At 37.3% G+C, this 14689-nt stretch carries 11 protein-coding genes; 9 read left to right on the top strand and 2 right to left on the bottom strand.

Annotated features, from left to right (window positions below):
• Positions 1-6: 6 nt before the first annotated feature.
• The 5 genes from BMW37_RS02700 to fumA all read left to right on the top strand — a co-directional run bounded on the left by BMW37_RS02700 (position 7) and on the right by fumA (position 5830).
• Entirely contained in the window at positions 7-1044 is a 1038-nt protein-coding gene (locus BMW37_RS02700) for an ABC transporter ATP-binding protein (protein WP_093317603.1), read from the top strand.
• Positions 1041-2039, top strand: coding sequence for a dipeptide ABC transporter ATP-binding protein (locus tag BMW37_RS02695; protein ID WP_093317602.1), 999 nt, complete (start codon positions 1041-1043; stop codon positions 2037-2039). The genes BMW37_RS02700 and BMW37_RS02695 overlap by 4 nt, the downstream gene beginning before the upstream one ends.
• A gap of 89 nt (positions 2040-2128) precedes the next feature.
• Positions 2129-3106 (top strand): isoaspartyl peptidase/L-asparaginase family protein, encoded by a 978-nt coding sequence (locus BMW37_RS02690; RefSeq protein WP_093317601.1) that lies wholly within the window; start codon positions 2129-2131, stop codon positions 3104-3106.
• Positions 3107-3199: 93 nt separating this feature from the next.
• Complete coding sequence (locus BMW37_RS02685; RefSeq protein WP_093317599.1) at positions 3200-3745, top strand: hypothetical protein; 546 nt, start codon at positions 3200-3202, stop codon at positions 3743-3745.
• A gap of 420 nt (positions 3746-4165) precedes the next feature.
• A complete protein-coding gene (gene fumA / locus BMW37_RS02680) occupies positions 4166-5830 on the top strand; it encodes a class I fumarate hydratase FumA (protein ID WP_093317598.1) in 1665 nt (554 codons plus the stop codon).
• A 65-nt stretch (positions 5831-5895) separates the two neighbouring features.
• Here the strand turns inward: fumA and BMW37_RS02675 are convergent, their stop codons facing one another.
• Entirely contained in the window at positions 5896-6249 is a 354-nt protein-coding gene (locus BMW37_RS02675; RefSeq protein ID WP_093317597.1) for a DUF440 family protein, read from the bottom strand.
• Positions 6250-6366: 117 nt separating this feature from the next.
• Complete coding sequence (locus tag BMW37_RS02670; protein WP_093317595.1) at positions 6367-6864, bottom strand: DUF721 domain-containing protein; 498 nt, start codon at positions 6862-6864, stop codon at positions 6367-6369.
• Positions 6865-6997: 133 nt separating this feature from the next.
• Here BMW37_RS02670 and recC point away from each other — a divergent pair, with 133 nt between their 5' ends.
• The 4 genes from recC to rpsA all read left to right on the top strand — a co-directional run bounded on the left by recC (position 6998) and on the right by rpsA (position 14655).
• Positions 6998-10510, top strand: a complete 3513-nt coding sequence (gene recC / locus BMW37_RS02665) for an exodeoxyribonuclease V subunit gamma (RefSeq protein ID WP_093317593.1) — start codon at positions 6998-7000, stop codon at positions 10508-10510.
• Positions 10511-10579: 69 nt separating this feature from the next.
• A complete protein-coding gene (gene aroA, locus BMW37_RS02660) occupies positions 10580-11884 on the top strand; it encodes a 3-phosphoshikimate 1-carboxyvinyltransferase (protein WP_093317592.1) in 1305 nt (434 codons plus the stop codon).
• A 62-nt stretch (positions 11885-11946) separates the two neighbouring features.
• Positions 11947-12642 carry a (d)CMP kinase gene (gene cmk, locus BMW37_RS02655; protein ID WP_093317590.1) on the top strand — a complete coding sequence of 232 codons (696 nt, stop codon included), beginning with the start codon at positions 11947-11949 and terminating at the stop codon, positions 12640-12642.
• Between the two features lie 342 nt (positions 12643-12984).
• Positions 12985-14655 (top strand): 30S ribosomal protein S1, encoded by a 1671-nt coding sequence (rpsA, locus tag BMW37_RS02650; RefSeq protein ID WP_093317726.1) that lies wholly within the window; start codon positions 12985-12987, stop codon positions 14653-14655.
• The last annotated feature ends 34 nt before the right edge of the window (positions 14656-14689 follow it).

The following is a 14689-nucleotide window of genomic DNA, read 5'->3' as shown; positions in this document are numbered from 1 at the left end:
GCAGTCATGACCGAATTAACAGAAGCACCATTGCTATTAGACATTCAAGATCTCAGTGTTACCTTTGGTAAAGGAACCAAAACCTTTAAAGCTGTTGATAAAATTAATTTACATGTCAAACAAGGCGAAATTCTCGGTATTGTAGGAGAGTCCGGATCAGGTAAATCCGTGACGATGATGGCGTTAATGGGACTATTAGATAAGCAAGGGACAGTCACAGCGACCACCATCAATTTTGCAGGCACCGATCTGAAAACACTCTCTGCTGCTAATCGCCGTAAAATTATTGGCAAAGAGATTGCGATGATCTTTCAAGATCCGATGACTTCCCTTAATCCAAGCTATACTGTCGGTAAGCAAATTATGGAAGTGCTTGAGCTTCATGAGAAGTTAAAAGGAAATAAACTGACTGAGAGAACGATTGAGTTATTGAAAATGGTTGAAATCCCTTCTCCTGAAAAACGTATGAATCAGTATCCACATCAACTTTCAGGTGGTATGTGCCAACGAGTGGTGATTGCAATGGCGATTGCATGTAATCCTAAATTATTAATTGCTGATGAACCGACTACTGCTCTTGATGTGACTATCCAAGCTCAAATTATGAAGTTATTGGTTCAGCTTCAAAAAAAATATAATATGTCATTGATTCTCATCACTCATGATTTAGCTGTTGTCGCTGAAATAGCCCAAAGGACCGCTGTGATGTATGCAGGTGAAGTCATTGAGGTTGCTCCTGTACCAGACATATTTAGGCGACCCGCTCACCCTTATACCGAAGCGCTTCTTAAAGCGATACCAGAGCATAGCAAAGGAGCAGAACGATTAAGTTCGTTAGCAGGTATTGTCCCAGGGCAATCAGACAGGCCCGCAGGATGTTTGTTGTCACCACGATGTCCCTACGTGAAACCTGAATGTGTCAATCATCATCCACAATTAACTTTAAATAAGAGTGATGTACAGCCAACAAGTAATTGGCAAGTTAGATGTCATTATCCTCTAGAGACAATTATCCATAGGCAAAATGAGGGGGAATTGCAATGACAGATAAAACAACACCATTAGTTGTTAAGAACTTAACTAAACATTATGCAGGATCAGGTCATTGGCTTACTGGATCGTTTTTTAGCAAAAAAGGGCAAGGGGCGATAAAGGCACTTAACGGGTTGGATTTTACTCTCAATAAAGGTGAAACTTTAGCCGTAGTGGGTGAATCTGGATGCGGAAAGTCGACTCTTGCAAGACAACTGACATTGCTAGAAAAGCCAACGAGTGGAGAGGTCATTATTAATGGTCAAAGCACTCATAACTTAAGGCGAGATGAATTAAAATCCCTTAGGTCAAAAGTGCAAATGGTATTTCAAAATCCCTATGCCTCGTTAAATCCAAGAGCAAAAGTTTCAACGCAGCTTGAGGAGCCACTGCGCATCAACACAGCGTTATCTTCAGCAGAGCGAAGAGAGCAGGTAACTGAAATGATGCAGAAGGTTGGGCTTAGACCTGAATTTGCTGAACGGTATCCCCATATGTTCTCAGGTGGGCAGCGGCAACGAATTGCCATAGCTAGGGCGATGATGCTGAATCCTGAAATCGTTATCGCAGATGAACCAACATCCGCGTTAGATGTGTCAATTCAAGCGCAGGTATTGAATTTATTCATGGATCTGCAAGATGTATTTAACACAAGTTACATATTTATTTCGCATAATCTATCTGTTGTAGAGCATATTGCAACCAATGTCCTCGTGATGTATTTAGGTCGAGCGGTTGAGATAAGTGACAAGAAAACACTGTATCAGACGCCTTTGCATCCTTATACAAAAGCACTGTTATCAGCAACACCAATGGTTTATCCAGAGGATAGGCGAGCGACCATTGAAATTACAGGTGAATTACCAAGTCCCTTAAATTTACCTAAAGGATGTGTTTTTCATCAGCGATGCCCCTTTGCGACAGATAAATGTAAAGAGGTTGTGCCTGAATTAAGGCATATTGGTTCTTCAAAAGTGGCTTGTCATCATGCAGAAACACTCAACTAAGTCTTTCTTTCATAGACGATAGAATAGAAGTGATTAAGCTATGACAATTAAAATTATCAAGTTAAGAATGTCAATTAAGGAATGTCAGGATGAAAAAAATTAGACCTGTTGTGGTGATTCATGGAGGAGCGGGGGTAATTAGCCAATCTACCTTAACACAAGAGCAAGCTGAACGATACACACAAGCGTTAACTGAAATACTGTTAAAGGCCCAACAGCTTTTGAAATCAGGTGCAACAGCTATCGATGTTGTGACTGAAGCGGTGATAGGTTTAGAAAATTGTCCCTTGTTTAATGCGGGCTATGGCGCCGTATTTACCCATGAAGGCACACATGAATTAGATGCCGCAATTATGGATGGGGCAAGCTTACAAGCCGGTGCGATTACAGGTGTCGCGCAGATTAAAAATCCGATTATTGCGGCTAAAAAAGTTTTGCAAGAGAGCGAACATGTCCTATTATCAGGCCAAGGCGCCGAAGCGTTTGCAAGGAAACATCATATTGAGATGGTGGATAAAGATTATTTTTCAACGGAATTTAGACGAAACCAACTGCATGAAGCGCTCAAAAATAATCAAGGAGTGGTGCTTGATCATAGTGGGAAATCCAGTGTCCCTTTACCTGAATTGACTCCCTTAGATGAAAAACATAAATTTGGAACGGTTGGCGCGGTTGCTATAGACTCTGAAGGTAATCTGGCTGCAGCGACTTCAACAGGTGGGATGACAAATAAACAGGTTGGCAGAATTGGCGATAGCCCAATTATTGGCGCAGGCACCTATGCTAATAATGAGAGTGTCGCTATTTCATGTACTGGCACTGGTGAAGTCTTTATGAGAGCAGTCGCTGCTTTTGATGTACATGCTTTAATGACATATAAAGACTATACCCTTACCCAAGCAACAGAAGAAGTCGTGATATCGAAACTAAAATCGATGGGCGGAGAGGGTGGGCTCATCGCGGTGGATAAATGGGGTAATATCAGTTTATGTTTCAATAGTGAGGGAATGTATAGAGGGTATGCGTATGATGAGGGTGACCCCACTGCCTTAATATTTGGCGAATAACCTCATTCTAAAGGTTTTAGGCATCACGTTAATTTTAACTATGGCCCATAGAGATATGAGCCATAGTAAGTTTATCGAATAGGCATTGGATGGATGAATTATTACAATTATTGGTCGAAATGCAAAGAATTAATTGAAAGCGGCAATATTGCACAAGCACAAGAGTATGTGATGGATACTGCAATAGCTTTGAAATTAGACAATACTCTAATTGACAAAATACTCTCAGTTCCTCTGAAAAAGTATCAACATACCCTTGAACACTATATTCCTATTTGTATTGAACGGGCTCAAGCTGAGCAAGCAAAAGCGATTTGTTTATTCTATGATGTCGATAATGGGTGGGATAGCACATTCTATTTTTGCCAAGAGTATCACCCTGTCAATCATGATTGGATTGCTATGAGCCGATCATGGATCAATATCGGGCGAGCAAGAGGATTGAATGGTTTTTATCGTAAGCAGGCAGAATCTGCATTTTTTTGTGATGAAATCAGTACCGCGGTATGCTTATTAGTGATGTTTAAAACAACCATCACATTTTGGCATGCTATAGAAAAATACCTAGATCAATGTCAGAACAAAGACATCAAACTATGCATTACGTGCTCAGATGATGATTCTGTACGATTGATTTAATCACTGCAATCTTCGTGTTTTAAAAAAAACGATAATCCAAATTAAGTGGCAATTTTACTAAAAATGTTATGATTGCATTGGGTAATTTCAATGAAAGAAGAATGCACACTGAATTTTAAAAGTGGCTTAAAAGCCAAAAAATACGATACTTTTACACATCCCTAGGTACTGAGCGTGTGAGGGGGAGGTGGTTAAAAAATTGAGATGGCATGTGTTTATTGGCTTTGTAGTGTCGATATATGGTAAGTAAGTCACGTAATTAGAGTGTTCAAATTGCGTGTAACTTGATGTCTATGCTACTCTTATACCTGAACTCATATAGTAATATTGATTTGGTTAGATTATGCAGGTTTTAATCTAACTTTTCTGCTAGCCTTCAATAGGTTGAATGCAAGCTACATGCAATTTAAGGATAATATCATGTCAGATAAACCGTTTTTCTTTCAAGCTCCTTTTCCTTTAACAGATGATGGAACAGAATATTATTTATTAAGCAGTGATTTTGTCAAAACGACAGAATTTGAAGGGCAAGAAATCTTAAAAATAGAACCAGAAGCGTTAACTTTATTAGCTCAACAAGCTTTTCATGATACCTCTTTTATGTTGCGCAGAAGCCATCAACAACAAGTTGCATCTATTTTAGACGATCCTGAAGCCAGTGATAACGATAGATATGTTGCATTGCAATTTTTAAGAAACTCTGAAATTGCAGCAAAAGGCGTATTACCGACTTGCCAAGATACAGGCACAGCGATCATTATGGGTAAAAAAGGCCAGCAGGTTTGGACTGGAAAAGGGGATGAAGCGGCGTTATCAAAAGGAGTTTATCATGCTTATACGCAAAATAATCTTCGTTACTCTCAAAATGCCCCTTTAGATATGTATAAAGAGGTCAATACGGGCACTAATTTACCAGCTCAGATCGATCTTTATGCTGTTGATGGCAATGAATATCATTTTTTATGCATTGCTAAGGGTGGGGGTTCTGCAAATAAAACATTTTTATATCAAGAAACTAAAGCACTATTGAATCCAGCGACGTTAAAAAATTATTTAGTTGAAAAAATGAAATCTATTGGGACCTCAGCTTGCCCTCCTTATCATATTGCATTTGTGATAGGCGGTACTTCTGCTGAGGCGAATCTCAAAACAGTTAAACTGGCATCAACACATTATTATGATACGTTGCCTACAGTAGGGAATGAGCATGGTCAAGCATTTAGAGATGTTGAGCTAGAAAAAATATTATTAACGGAAGCTCAAAATTTTGGTATCGGGGCCCAATTTGGTGGAAAATATTTTGCTCATGATATTAGAGTGATTAGACTACCTAGACATGGCGCATCGTGCCCTGTTGGTATGGGGGTATCTTGTTCAGCCGATAGAAATATTAAAGCCAAAATTAACAAGGATGGTATCTGGATAGAAAAATTAGAGGATAACCCTGGCAAGTACATCCCTGAAGCATTAAGTAAAGCAGGTGAGGGTGAAGTAGTTCATATCGATCTCAACCAACCAATGAGCGAGATATTAAAGACGATGTCTCAATATCCAGTTGCAACTCGGTTATCGCTAACAGGGACCATCATTGTCGCTAGGGATATTGCACATGCTAAATTAAAAGAAAGAATCGATAGCGGTGAAGGGCTGCCAGATTATGTTAAAAATCACCCTATCTATTATGCTGGACCTGCCAAAACCCCTGAAGGCTATCCATCAGGGTCATTAGGACCAACGACTGCAGGTCGAATGGATTCTTATGTTGATTTACTTCAATCTCATGGTGGTAGCTTAATTATGTTGGCTAAAGGAAATCGTAGTCAGCAAGTGACTGATGCATGCCAAAAACATGGTGGGTTTTATCTCGGTAGCATTGGTGGGCCTGCAGCTGTATTAGCTCAACAAAGTATTAAAAAGCTAGAGTGTGTTGAATACGAGGAACTAGGGATGGAAGCCATTTGGAAAATTGAAGTGGAAAACTTTCCTGCATTCATTTTAGTTGATGATAAAGGTAACGATTTTTATGCACAAATTAAAAATAAAGAGTGCAGTACCTACAAAATAGACTTGCCTCAAAAATCATAAGCCCTTCTTAAATTTAGCCATCGTGTTCGTTTCTTTTAAACGATGGCTTTGTTCTAAATTCTATTTTAATATAAATCGCTCATCCACTGAATATGGCTGTGCTTATCTTCTTTTTTGAGATTAAGTACAATTTTTGCAAATAAAAGTTCAGCTTGATTAGGGGAGGGACGAGCCCCTATTAATATCTCTACAAATTGGTCGCCGCTCTTCTCATCTACTTTGATAGTAGTTTCATGCTCATTAGGGTCAAGGGCAATTTCATCTAACGTAGAAGGCTCAAAATCATATAATTCAATAAATCCAGTTGAAGAAAAATGAGTGTTATAAAGAGACATCTCATCTGGGTTTAAATTATCACTTGCAAGTTCACTAAATAATTCAAATGCGATGTCAAGTGCTTGTTCATCAGTTAAATACATAGTTTGTCTTATCCTCAAAGTATTTTCTATTAGCTCAAAAAATCAACTTTTAATCAAATTGAACTATATTAGCACAATTAGGCTTATACAGTTCTAGCAATTGAGTGTAGAATCTGGTTATTTCATTCCATGAATTGCCAAATTTTTTAACGCTTTAGCAAGTGCAGGCGAAACACTGTGTGAAAGATTAATTAAAATCTCACTACTTTGTAGACTGAGTTTTCTGGGATTTTTTAAGGTAAAAGCAATCGGTTTTTTTAATTTATATTCGCTAAGCTCGGTAGATTGCAAATTTGATGTTAATATATCAGGATTAATCTTAAAACTGATAGAAACTAGACTTGGTAATACAGATTGCCTTAATGTAGATATGAGTTCTTCACGCATATAATTAAGATGCATTTGCCAAGCTGCACTACTAATGTGAAGGATAAGTGTCCCTTCACGATAATTCGCTGCCCTGACATGTGGACGCATGTTTGGAGGCAAAATGGTTTTAAGTGCTTTACTGAGTTCTTTTAAGGCAGCAGATTGACTCATGAGCGATTGTAATGGTTTATTACTATCACTGAATTGTTCTAACAGTGAACTAAGCGGTTTAGGTGGATTTTTCATATATGCAGATCACTTGTTTTATCACTAAATTTTAAAGGTGGTTTTAAATCATTCTTGTCATGTGCAAATTTAAGTAAAAAGTTGGCATAGCATTTGTCAAATATAACGCTCATATTTTTTGAGGCCATAATACATGTTCACTATTTACCATTCAAATAAGTTAGACGTTTTAAAAAATCTTATCGCACATCTGATGCAAATGTCTCCTTTACGATCTGCTATGCAAAAAGAGACAATAGTCGTTCAAAGTTCAGGAATGGCAAAATGGCTTCAAATAGAGCTCGGTCAAACATTAGGTGTACTGGCAAATGTTGATTTTCCTTTACCCGCAACCTATTTGTGGCGTTTATTCACATCTTTAAAACAACATGATGGGCGTGCTGGTGAGTTGCAATTCGATAAGCTTACTATGACCTGGTTACTGATGGATAGCTTGCCCCAACAATTAAAATATTCTGAATTTGAAAGCATTAAACGTTATTTATCAGATGATGTTCAAGATAAAAAATTATACCATTTAGCCCTTAAATGCGCAGATCTTTTTGACCATTATTTAGTGTATAGACCAGAATGGACGATTGCGTGGGAAAAAGGAAATCGAATCGATAGCCTAGGAGAAGCTGAAGCATGGCAAGCATTATTATGGCTAGATATATCAAAGAAACTAAATGAATATGCAGCTTCTAAAAATTTGATTTTATCTCATAAAGCTTCAATGTATGACGAATTAATTGAATATTTAAATAAAGCGACTCCAGGTAGTTTGAATTTACCAGAAAGAATTTTCATTTGTGGTATATCTGCTTTGCCACCTTTATATATTGAGGTTTTAGAAGCATTAGGCAACCATTGTGATGTTCATTTAATGTATACTAATCCTTGTCGTTATTATTGGGCAGATATCCAAGAAATCGCTACTCAAATTAGGCACAGATTACAATTACCCCTTAAACGAAATAATTTAGAACAGAATATTAAAACAACTTTTTCATTTGCTGATTTGAATTTATCGAAGTACCCACCTTTAAGTGATATGGTTGATACTGTTCATCCATTACTAGCTAATTGGGGGAAATTAGCTAGAGATCAATTATTCCAATTTGCGAGTTTGAGACATGTACAAGAAATCGAGGCATTTGTTGAAGAGCCATCTGATAATTTATTGTCGCAACTTAAAGCAGATATCTTAAACTTAACTAACCGGCAAGTGCTTGGGCTAAAAGAAAGTGATTATCAAAATAGCCGCTCAAAAGTTCTTCTGGATGAGCATGATTTAAGTGTTTCTTTTCATGTCTGCCACTCAACTTTAAGGGAAGTGGAGGTGCTTTATGATTACTTACTGCACCAGTTTAATTCTAATAGTGAATTAACCCCAAAAGATGTCGTAGTCATGGTATCGGATATAGCTCTGTATACACCTTATATTGAGGCTGTATTTGGTAATGCACCAAAATCTAGATATTTACCATTTTCAATTTCTGATAGAAGTGTGAAGTCTACTCATCCGATTGTCGAGGTTGTCAGTCAATTATTACAATTGCCTGACAAGCGATTTAAAGTAGAGGAAATCATGACTTTGCTTGCTGTACCTGCCCTTGGCCGGAAATTTAACATAACGCCAGATGCACTAAGTCAATTACAGCACTGGATAGAGCAAACTCATATATATTGGGCAAGAGATGATGAATGGTTAATGGATCAAGGATTGCCTCCTACAGGTCAATTTACTTGGCGTTTTGGGTTAGATAGGTTGCTACTTGGTTTGACAAGATCAGAAAACACAGGTCTTTGGCAAAATATAGCCCCTTATGGAGGTGGGCAAATCGAGCCAGCATTGGTGGGGCAATTTTGTGAAATTATTGAGAGATTAATGGCTTGGCAGGATAATTTACAGCAAGCCCGAACATTGGGTGAATGGCAGCCTATGTTAACTCAGTTGTTTGATGACCTATTTGAATTTAATGATGCTGAAGTGCCTTTATCAATTATTTTGTTAGATGTGTGGGATAGTGTTGTTCAATCTGGATTGACGGTTAGCTATCATCAAAGTGTTAATATTGATTTATTACATGAAGCTTGGCTTATTCTTGCTGATAATGATAAAGGTAGCCATAAATTTTTAGCAGGAAAAATTAATTTTTGTACATTAATGCCAATGCGCTCAATTCCTTTTAAGCAAGTTTGTCTACTAGGAATGAGTGAAGCACTTTATCCAAGAAAAGTGACACCAGTCAGTTTTGATTTAATGAACAATCATACCCAAAGAGGTGATAGAAGTCGAAGGGATGATGATAGATACCTTTTCCTTGAGGCAATAATATCGGCCGAAGATGCGTTGTATATTAGTTATGTTGGATTAGGTATTCAAGATAATCAGCCTAAGAACCCTTCCTTAGTTGTAAGTGAATTAATTGATTATTTAGCGCAAAGCTATGTATTGGAGGCTTTTCAAGGACTCTCTTGTGATGATAGTAGCAAAAAAATGCGAGAACACTTTATGCTGATACACTCTAGGGTGCCTTATGCACCTGAGAATTATCAACTTAAAGAGGACGTCAATACCCCCAGCATAAATCAATCTCAGCTAAGTTATCAAAAAAGTTTTGCCAGCGAATGGTTATCTACTTTGAATCAAACAAAGCTTTTAGGCAGCGAATTTAACCAAGCAATTCCTTATCAATTTGATCCTGTGGTTGAATTTACAGCGTTACTTAGATTTTTCCAGCATCCGGTTGAGTACTACTTTAAATCTATATTGGGAGTCGTGTTAAATGAATACACAACAGTGTTTGAGAATGATGAGCCTTTTACACTTGATGGGCTTGCCAAATATGGATTGAAAAAACAGTTATTTGAGGATAAAGTCAACGCAATAGAGTTTGACTATTCTAGGGAACTATTGAGGGCTAAAGGTCATTTACCTGCATTTAGCGCAGGTGAACTTGTTTTGCAAGAAACTAATATTACTATTGATGCACTCTATTTAGTTTTAAAAGAGCGTTACAGCCAGTTATTTGAAAAAAACAAACAAAAAATGATGTTAGAAATTAATCTCAATCTGGTTGAGCTATTTGCAAGAATTGAAGGTATTGATGAATTTGCTGTGACAAGTCAAATTAAGCATTTGCTTGGTTGGCTTGAGATTGATAAGCATTACGGATTGATTGAATGGCGAGTTGGTAGCTTGGGAGCAAAATATACATTTAATTTTTGGTTAAAACATATTATTTATTGCCTTGCTTTACCTGAAAAAGAACTTGAACTAAAAAGCCAAAAAAATGAAAAATCTACTTTTGTTGGCGTTAAAGGACAAGACGTGCAAATAAGACAGTTTGAGTTATTAACGCGAGCTGAGGCAAGCCAATATTTATTAACTGTATTAGATTATTTTCAAAGAGGTCATCAGAGTATCTTATTAGCACTTCCTGAAAGTTGTTTTCAATATGCTCAAAACAGTTTAAGTGAAAAGCCTAAAAATTTATCTATTTTGCATGAGCATGAACAGAATAATGTTTATTTAAAACGGTATTTTGCTCAACCTATTGTGACAACAATAAATGATGACATGGCTAATGAAATTATTCAATGCTCTAAAGATTTATATTATCCATTATTTGTTAAAAGTAATATTAGTGAATTAAATTGATTAAACTATAACAGTCTTTTATGCAGTTAAAAGGGTTCTGTTATTCCCAGATATAAAAAAGAGGTTTTCATGCTTGACGCATTAACATTAACACCAATTTCGCACTTTGCAGGCACCATAAATTTACCAGGTTCAAAGAGTATCTCTAATCGCGCCCTACTGCTCGCTGCACTTGCGCATGGTGAGACTGAAATTACTAACTTACTTGACAGCGATGATGTGCACTATATGCTCAAGGCATTAACCACATTAGACGTGAAATATGAACTTTCGTCAGATAAAACACGCTGTAAAGTGTTTGGTATGGGAGGCGTATTAACCCAAAATCAAACAGAGCCCTTAGAGCTTTATTTAGGAAATGCAGGAACAGCTATGCGGCCTTTAGCCGCTGCATTATGTTTAAGTGAACATCCACCCATTTTGTTAACTGGCGAGCCAAGAATGAAAGAGAGACCAATAGGTCATTTGGTTGATTCACTTATTCAAGCTGGAGCAAAGGTAACTTATGTTGAAGAAGTAGGATACCCACCCATTAAAATAGAAGGTGGATTTGAAGGGGGGCAATTAACGGTAGATGGCACGATTTCTAGTCAATTTTTGACTGCTTTACTTATGATGGCACCGCTTGCAATGCAAGATACAGAAATTGTAATTAAAGGCAATCTTGTTTCTAAACCCTATATTGATATTACTTTGCAAATGATGTCCCAATTTGGTATTGACGTGATTAATCATGAATATGAACGCTTCGAGATTAAAGGCGGACAAAATTATTCTTCCCCAGGTCGTTATCTTGTGGAAGGTGATGCCTCTTCTGCTTCTTATTTTTTAGCAGCAGCGGCTATTAGAGGTGGTAAGGTTAGGGTTACGGGTATTGGTAAAAATAGTGTGCAAGGAGATATTCGATTTGCTGATGTATTAGAAAAAATGGGTGCTAAAATTACTTGGGGAGAAGAGTATATTGAATCAGAACGAGGTAATTTAAAAGGAATTGATATGGACTTAAATCATATACCCGATGCAGCTATGACAATTGCAACTACAGCTTTATTTGCAAAAGGTCCGACAAGGATTAGTAATATTTACAACTGGAGAGTAAAAGAAACGGATAGATTATTTGCGATGGCGACTGAACTTAGAAAAGTAGGTGCTATTGTTGAAGAAGGTAATGATTATATTCATATCACTCCGCCTACCCAGTTAACTGTGGCAAAAATTGATACTTATAATGATCATAGAATGGCGATGTGTTTTTCGCTTGTTGCTTTGTCAAATACAGCTGTAACGATTAACGATCCGGGATGTACAAGTAAAACTTTCCCAACCTATTTTAAAGAGTTTTTATCACTTTCAACACAAGACTCAATCAAGTAAGCTTATCATACTATTGAATGTATTTAACTAACGTGTATGGCTTGTAAGGTTATTTAATTAAAATGAAAAATGAACAAATTGATGTGCCAATTATTACCGTCGATGGACCAAGCGGTGTTGGAAAAGGAACACTAAGCCAAGCATTAGCTCAGCATTTTGGCTGGACACTTTTAGATTCTGGTGCTATTTATAGAGTATTAGCGCTATCTATTCTAAATAAAGGGTTGGAAAATGCACCAGTAAAACAACTAGTGGAAACAGCAAAAGCCTTAAATGTTGAATTTAAGTCTCATGAAAGTTCTATTGAAGTATATCTTGACGGTGTAAATGTTACTAAGGCAGTTAGGCAGGAAAGCACTGGTATCGCAGCCTCGAAAATAGCCACAATTGCAGAAGTAAGAGACGCACTATTACAACGCCAAAGAAATTTTGCAATCAAACCAGGATTAGTTGCTGATGGCAGAGATATGGGTACAGTCGTTTTTCCTAATGCAAGCGTGAAATTATTTATTGATGCTAGCACACAAGCTCGTGCTGATAGACGTATCTATCAACTCAAACAAGCTGGTGCTCCTTGTAATCCAGAAGAGGTCTTGCAAGATATAATAGAGAGGGATAAACGCGATCGTAACCGAGCTGTTGCGCCTCTCATTGCGGCGGTTGACGCATTGATAATTGATACCACTCATTTAACCATTACCGAAGTGTATGAAACTGCTTTGAAGTTTATTATGAATAAATTCAGCTTAGGTAAGTAAATGAATATTTTTTGGTAAATTATAGATATTATCTTGTTTTATTGGCTAAAAAGTGTTAGATTTCTGTGCCTTTTAATCAATTTGAATGTATTGTTTCTGTGCAATAGCACTTAAAATTAACAAACAAATTGTTTATATTATATGTAAATGTTTCATTATGTTTACATTTTTACTCTCTTAGTTATTGACTGTGATTAGAGGCTTCCCTCCTACTCACATTAAAATAGCATGAAGACTATTGTCTCATGTGCAAGGAAGCTGATGGCTAAGAGTTTCATTCACAACCCCAAGCGGCAGGAAGCCTGCTGGCTGTTAAACTTAAAATATTTGAAGATTATTAATATGACTGAATCTTTTGCTCAACTGTTTGAAGAATCCCTAAAAGTTGTTGAAACTCGTCCTGGTACAATCGTTAAAGGTACGGTAGTTGGTATTAACAAAGATGTTGTTTTTGTTGATGCAGGCCTTAAATCTGAATCTGCTATCCCTGTAGAGCAATTTAAAAATGCACAAGGTCAACTAGAAGTAGAAGTTGGTGACCAAATTGATGTTGCATTAGATGCAATAGAAGATGGATTTGGTGAAACTATCCTTTCACGTGAAAAAGCAAAACGCCATGAATCATGGATTGTACTTGAAAAAGCACATAATGACGCTGAGACTGTTATCGGTCTAATCAACGGCAAAGTTAAAGGTGGTTTTACAGTTGAGTTAAATGGTATTCGTGCATTCTTACCAGGCTCGCTTGTTGATGTGCGCCCTGTTCGCGATACCTTACATCTCGAAGGCAAAGAATTAGAATTTAAAGTTATTAAGCTTGATCAAAAACGTAATAATGTTGTTGTTTCACGTCGTGCTGTTATTGAATCAGAAAGTACAGCTGAGCGCGATCAAGTTCTTGAAAACCTACAAGAAGGTGCAGAAGTTAAAGGTGTGGTTAAAAACCTTACTGATTACGGTGCATTTGTTGATCTTGGTGGTGTTGATGGATTACTTCATATCACTGATATGGCTTGGAAACGTGTTAAACACCCAAGCGAAGTCGTTAGTGTTGGTGAAGAAGTTACTGTTAAAGTGTTAAAATTTGACCGTGAGCGTACTCGTGTGTCATTAGGTCTAAAACAATTAGGCGAAGATCCTTGGTTATCAATTGCACGTCGTTACCCTGTTGATTCACGTCTAACAGGTAAAGTCAGCAATTTAACTGATTATGGTTGTTTTGTTGAAATTGAAGAAGGCGTTGAAGGTCTTGTTCACGTTTCTGAAATGGATTGGACTAACAAAAATATTCATCCTTCAAAAGTGGTCAGCTTAGGCGATACAGTTGAAGTTATGGTTCTTGAAATCGATGAAGAACGTCGTCGTATTTCTCTTGGTTTAAAACAATGCAAAACTAACCCATGGTTGCATTTTGCTGAAACGTTTAACAAGGGCGACCGTGTTGAAGGTAAAATTAAATCAATTACTGACTTCGGTATCTTTATCGGACTTGAAGGCGGCATCGATGGCTTAGTTCACTTATCAGATATTTCATGGAACGCAACTGGTGAAGATGCTGTTCGTGATTATAAAAAAGGTGACGAAATTGCCGCTGTTGTTTTACAAGTTGATGCAGAACGTGAGCGTATCTCATTAGGTATTAAACAACTGAATGAAGATCCTTTTAACAACTATGTTACAGCAATGAAAAAAGGTGCGATTGTAACTGGTAATGTGATTGCTGTTGATGCTAAAGGTGCAACCGTACAATTAGCTGATGGTGTTGAAGGGTATGTTCGCGCTGCTGATATTGCTAAAGAAAAAGTTGAAGATGCAACCACAGTTGTTAATGTTGGTGATGCTCTTGAAGCAAAATTCATGGGTGTTGATCGTAAAAACCGTGTCGTGACACTTTCTGTAAAAGCAAAAGATGATGCTGATGAGAAAGAAGCAATTGCAGCTGTTAATACTAAGGCTGAGGAAACTCCGTCAACTAATGCAATGGCTGAAGCTTTTAAAGCAGCTAAAGGTTAAACTATCCTAAATTAGGATATATTTTCCAGTGTGA

Source organism: Thorsellia anophelis DSM 18579, assembly GCF_900111395.1.
Lineage (GTDB): Bacteria > Pseudomonadota > Gammaproteobacteria > Enterobacterales > Thorselliaceae > Thorsellia > Thorsellia anophelis.
Note: the sequence above shows the minus strand (reverse complement) of the source record. Positions and strands in the feature narration are given on the sequence as shown.

Excerpts from the sequence above, each read along its gene's own strand:
- BMW37_RS02700 (WP_093317603.1), top strand. The coding sequence starts at position 7 with ATGACCGAATTAACAGAAGCACCATTGCTATTAGACATTCAAGATCTC.
- rpsA (WP_093317726.1), top strand. The coding sequence starts at position 12,985 with ATGACTGAATCTTTTGCTCAACTGTTTGAAGAATCCCTAAAAGTTGTT.
- aroA (WP_093317592.1), top strand. The coding sequence starts at position 10,580 with ATGCTTGACGCATTAACATTAACACCAATTTCGCACTTTGCAGGCACC.
- BMW37_RS02690 (WP_093317601.1), top strand. The coding sequence starts at position 2,129 with ATGAAAAAAATTAGACCTGTTGTGGTGATTCATGGAGGAGCGGGGGTA.
- fumA (WP_093317598.1), top strand. The coding sequence starts at position 4,166 with ATGTCAGATAAACCGTTTTTCTTTCAAGCTCCTTTTCCTTTAACAGAT.
- BMW37_RS02675 (WP_093317597.1), bottom strand. The coding sequence starts at position 6,249 with ATGTATTTAACTGATGAACAAGCACTTGACATCGCATTTGAATTATTT.
- BMW37_RS02685 (WP_093317599.1), top strand. The coding sequence starts at position 3,200 with ATGAATTATTACAATTATTGGTCGAAATGCAAAGAATTAATTGAAAGC.
- cmk (WP_093317590.1), top strand. The coding sequence starts at position 11,947 with ATGAAAAATGAACAAATTGATGTGCCAATTATTACCGTCGATGGACCA.
- recC (WP_093317593.1), top strand. The coding sequence starts at position 6,998 with ATGTTCACTATTTACCATTCAAATAAGTTAGACGTTTTAAAAAATCTT.
- BMW37_RS02695 (WP_093317602.1), top strand. The coding sequence starts at position 1,041 with ATGACAGATAAAACAACACCATTAGTTGTTAAGAACTTAACTAAACAT.
- BMW37_RS02670 (WP_093317595.1), bottom strand. The coding sequence starts at position 6,864 with ATGAAAAATCCACCTAAACCGCTTAGTTCACTGTTAGAACAATTCAGT.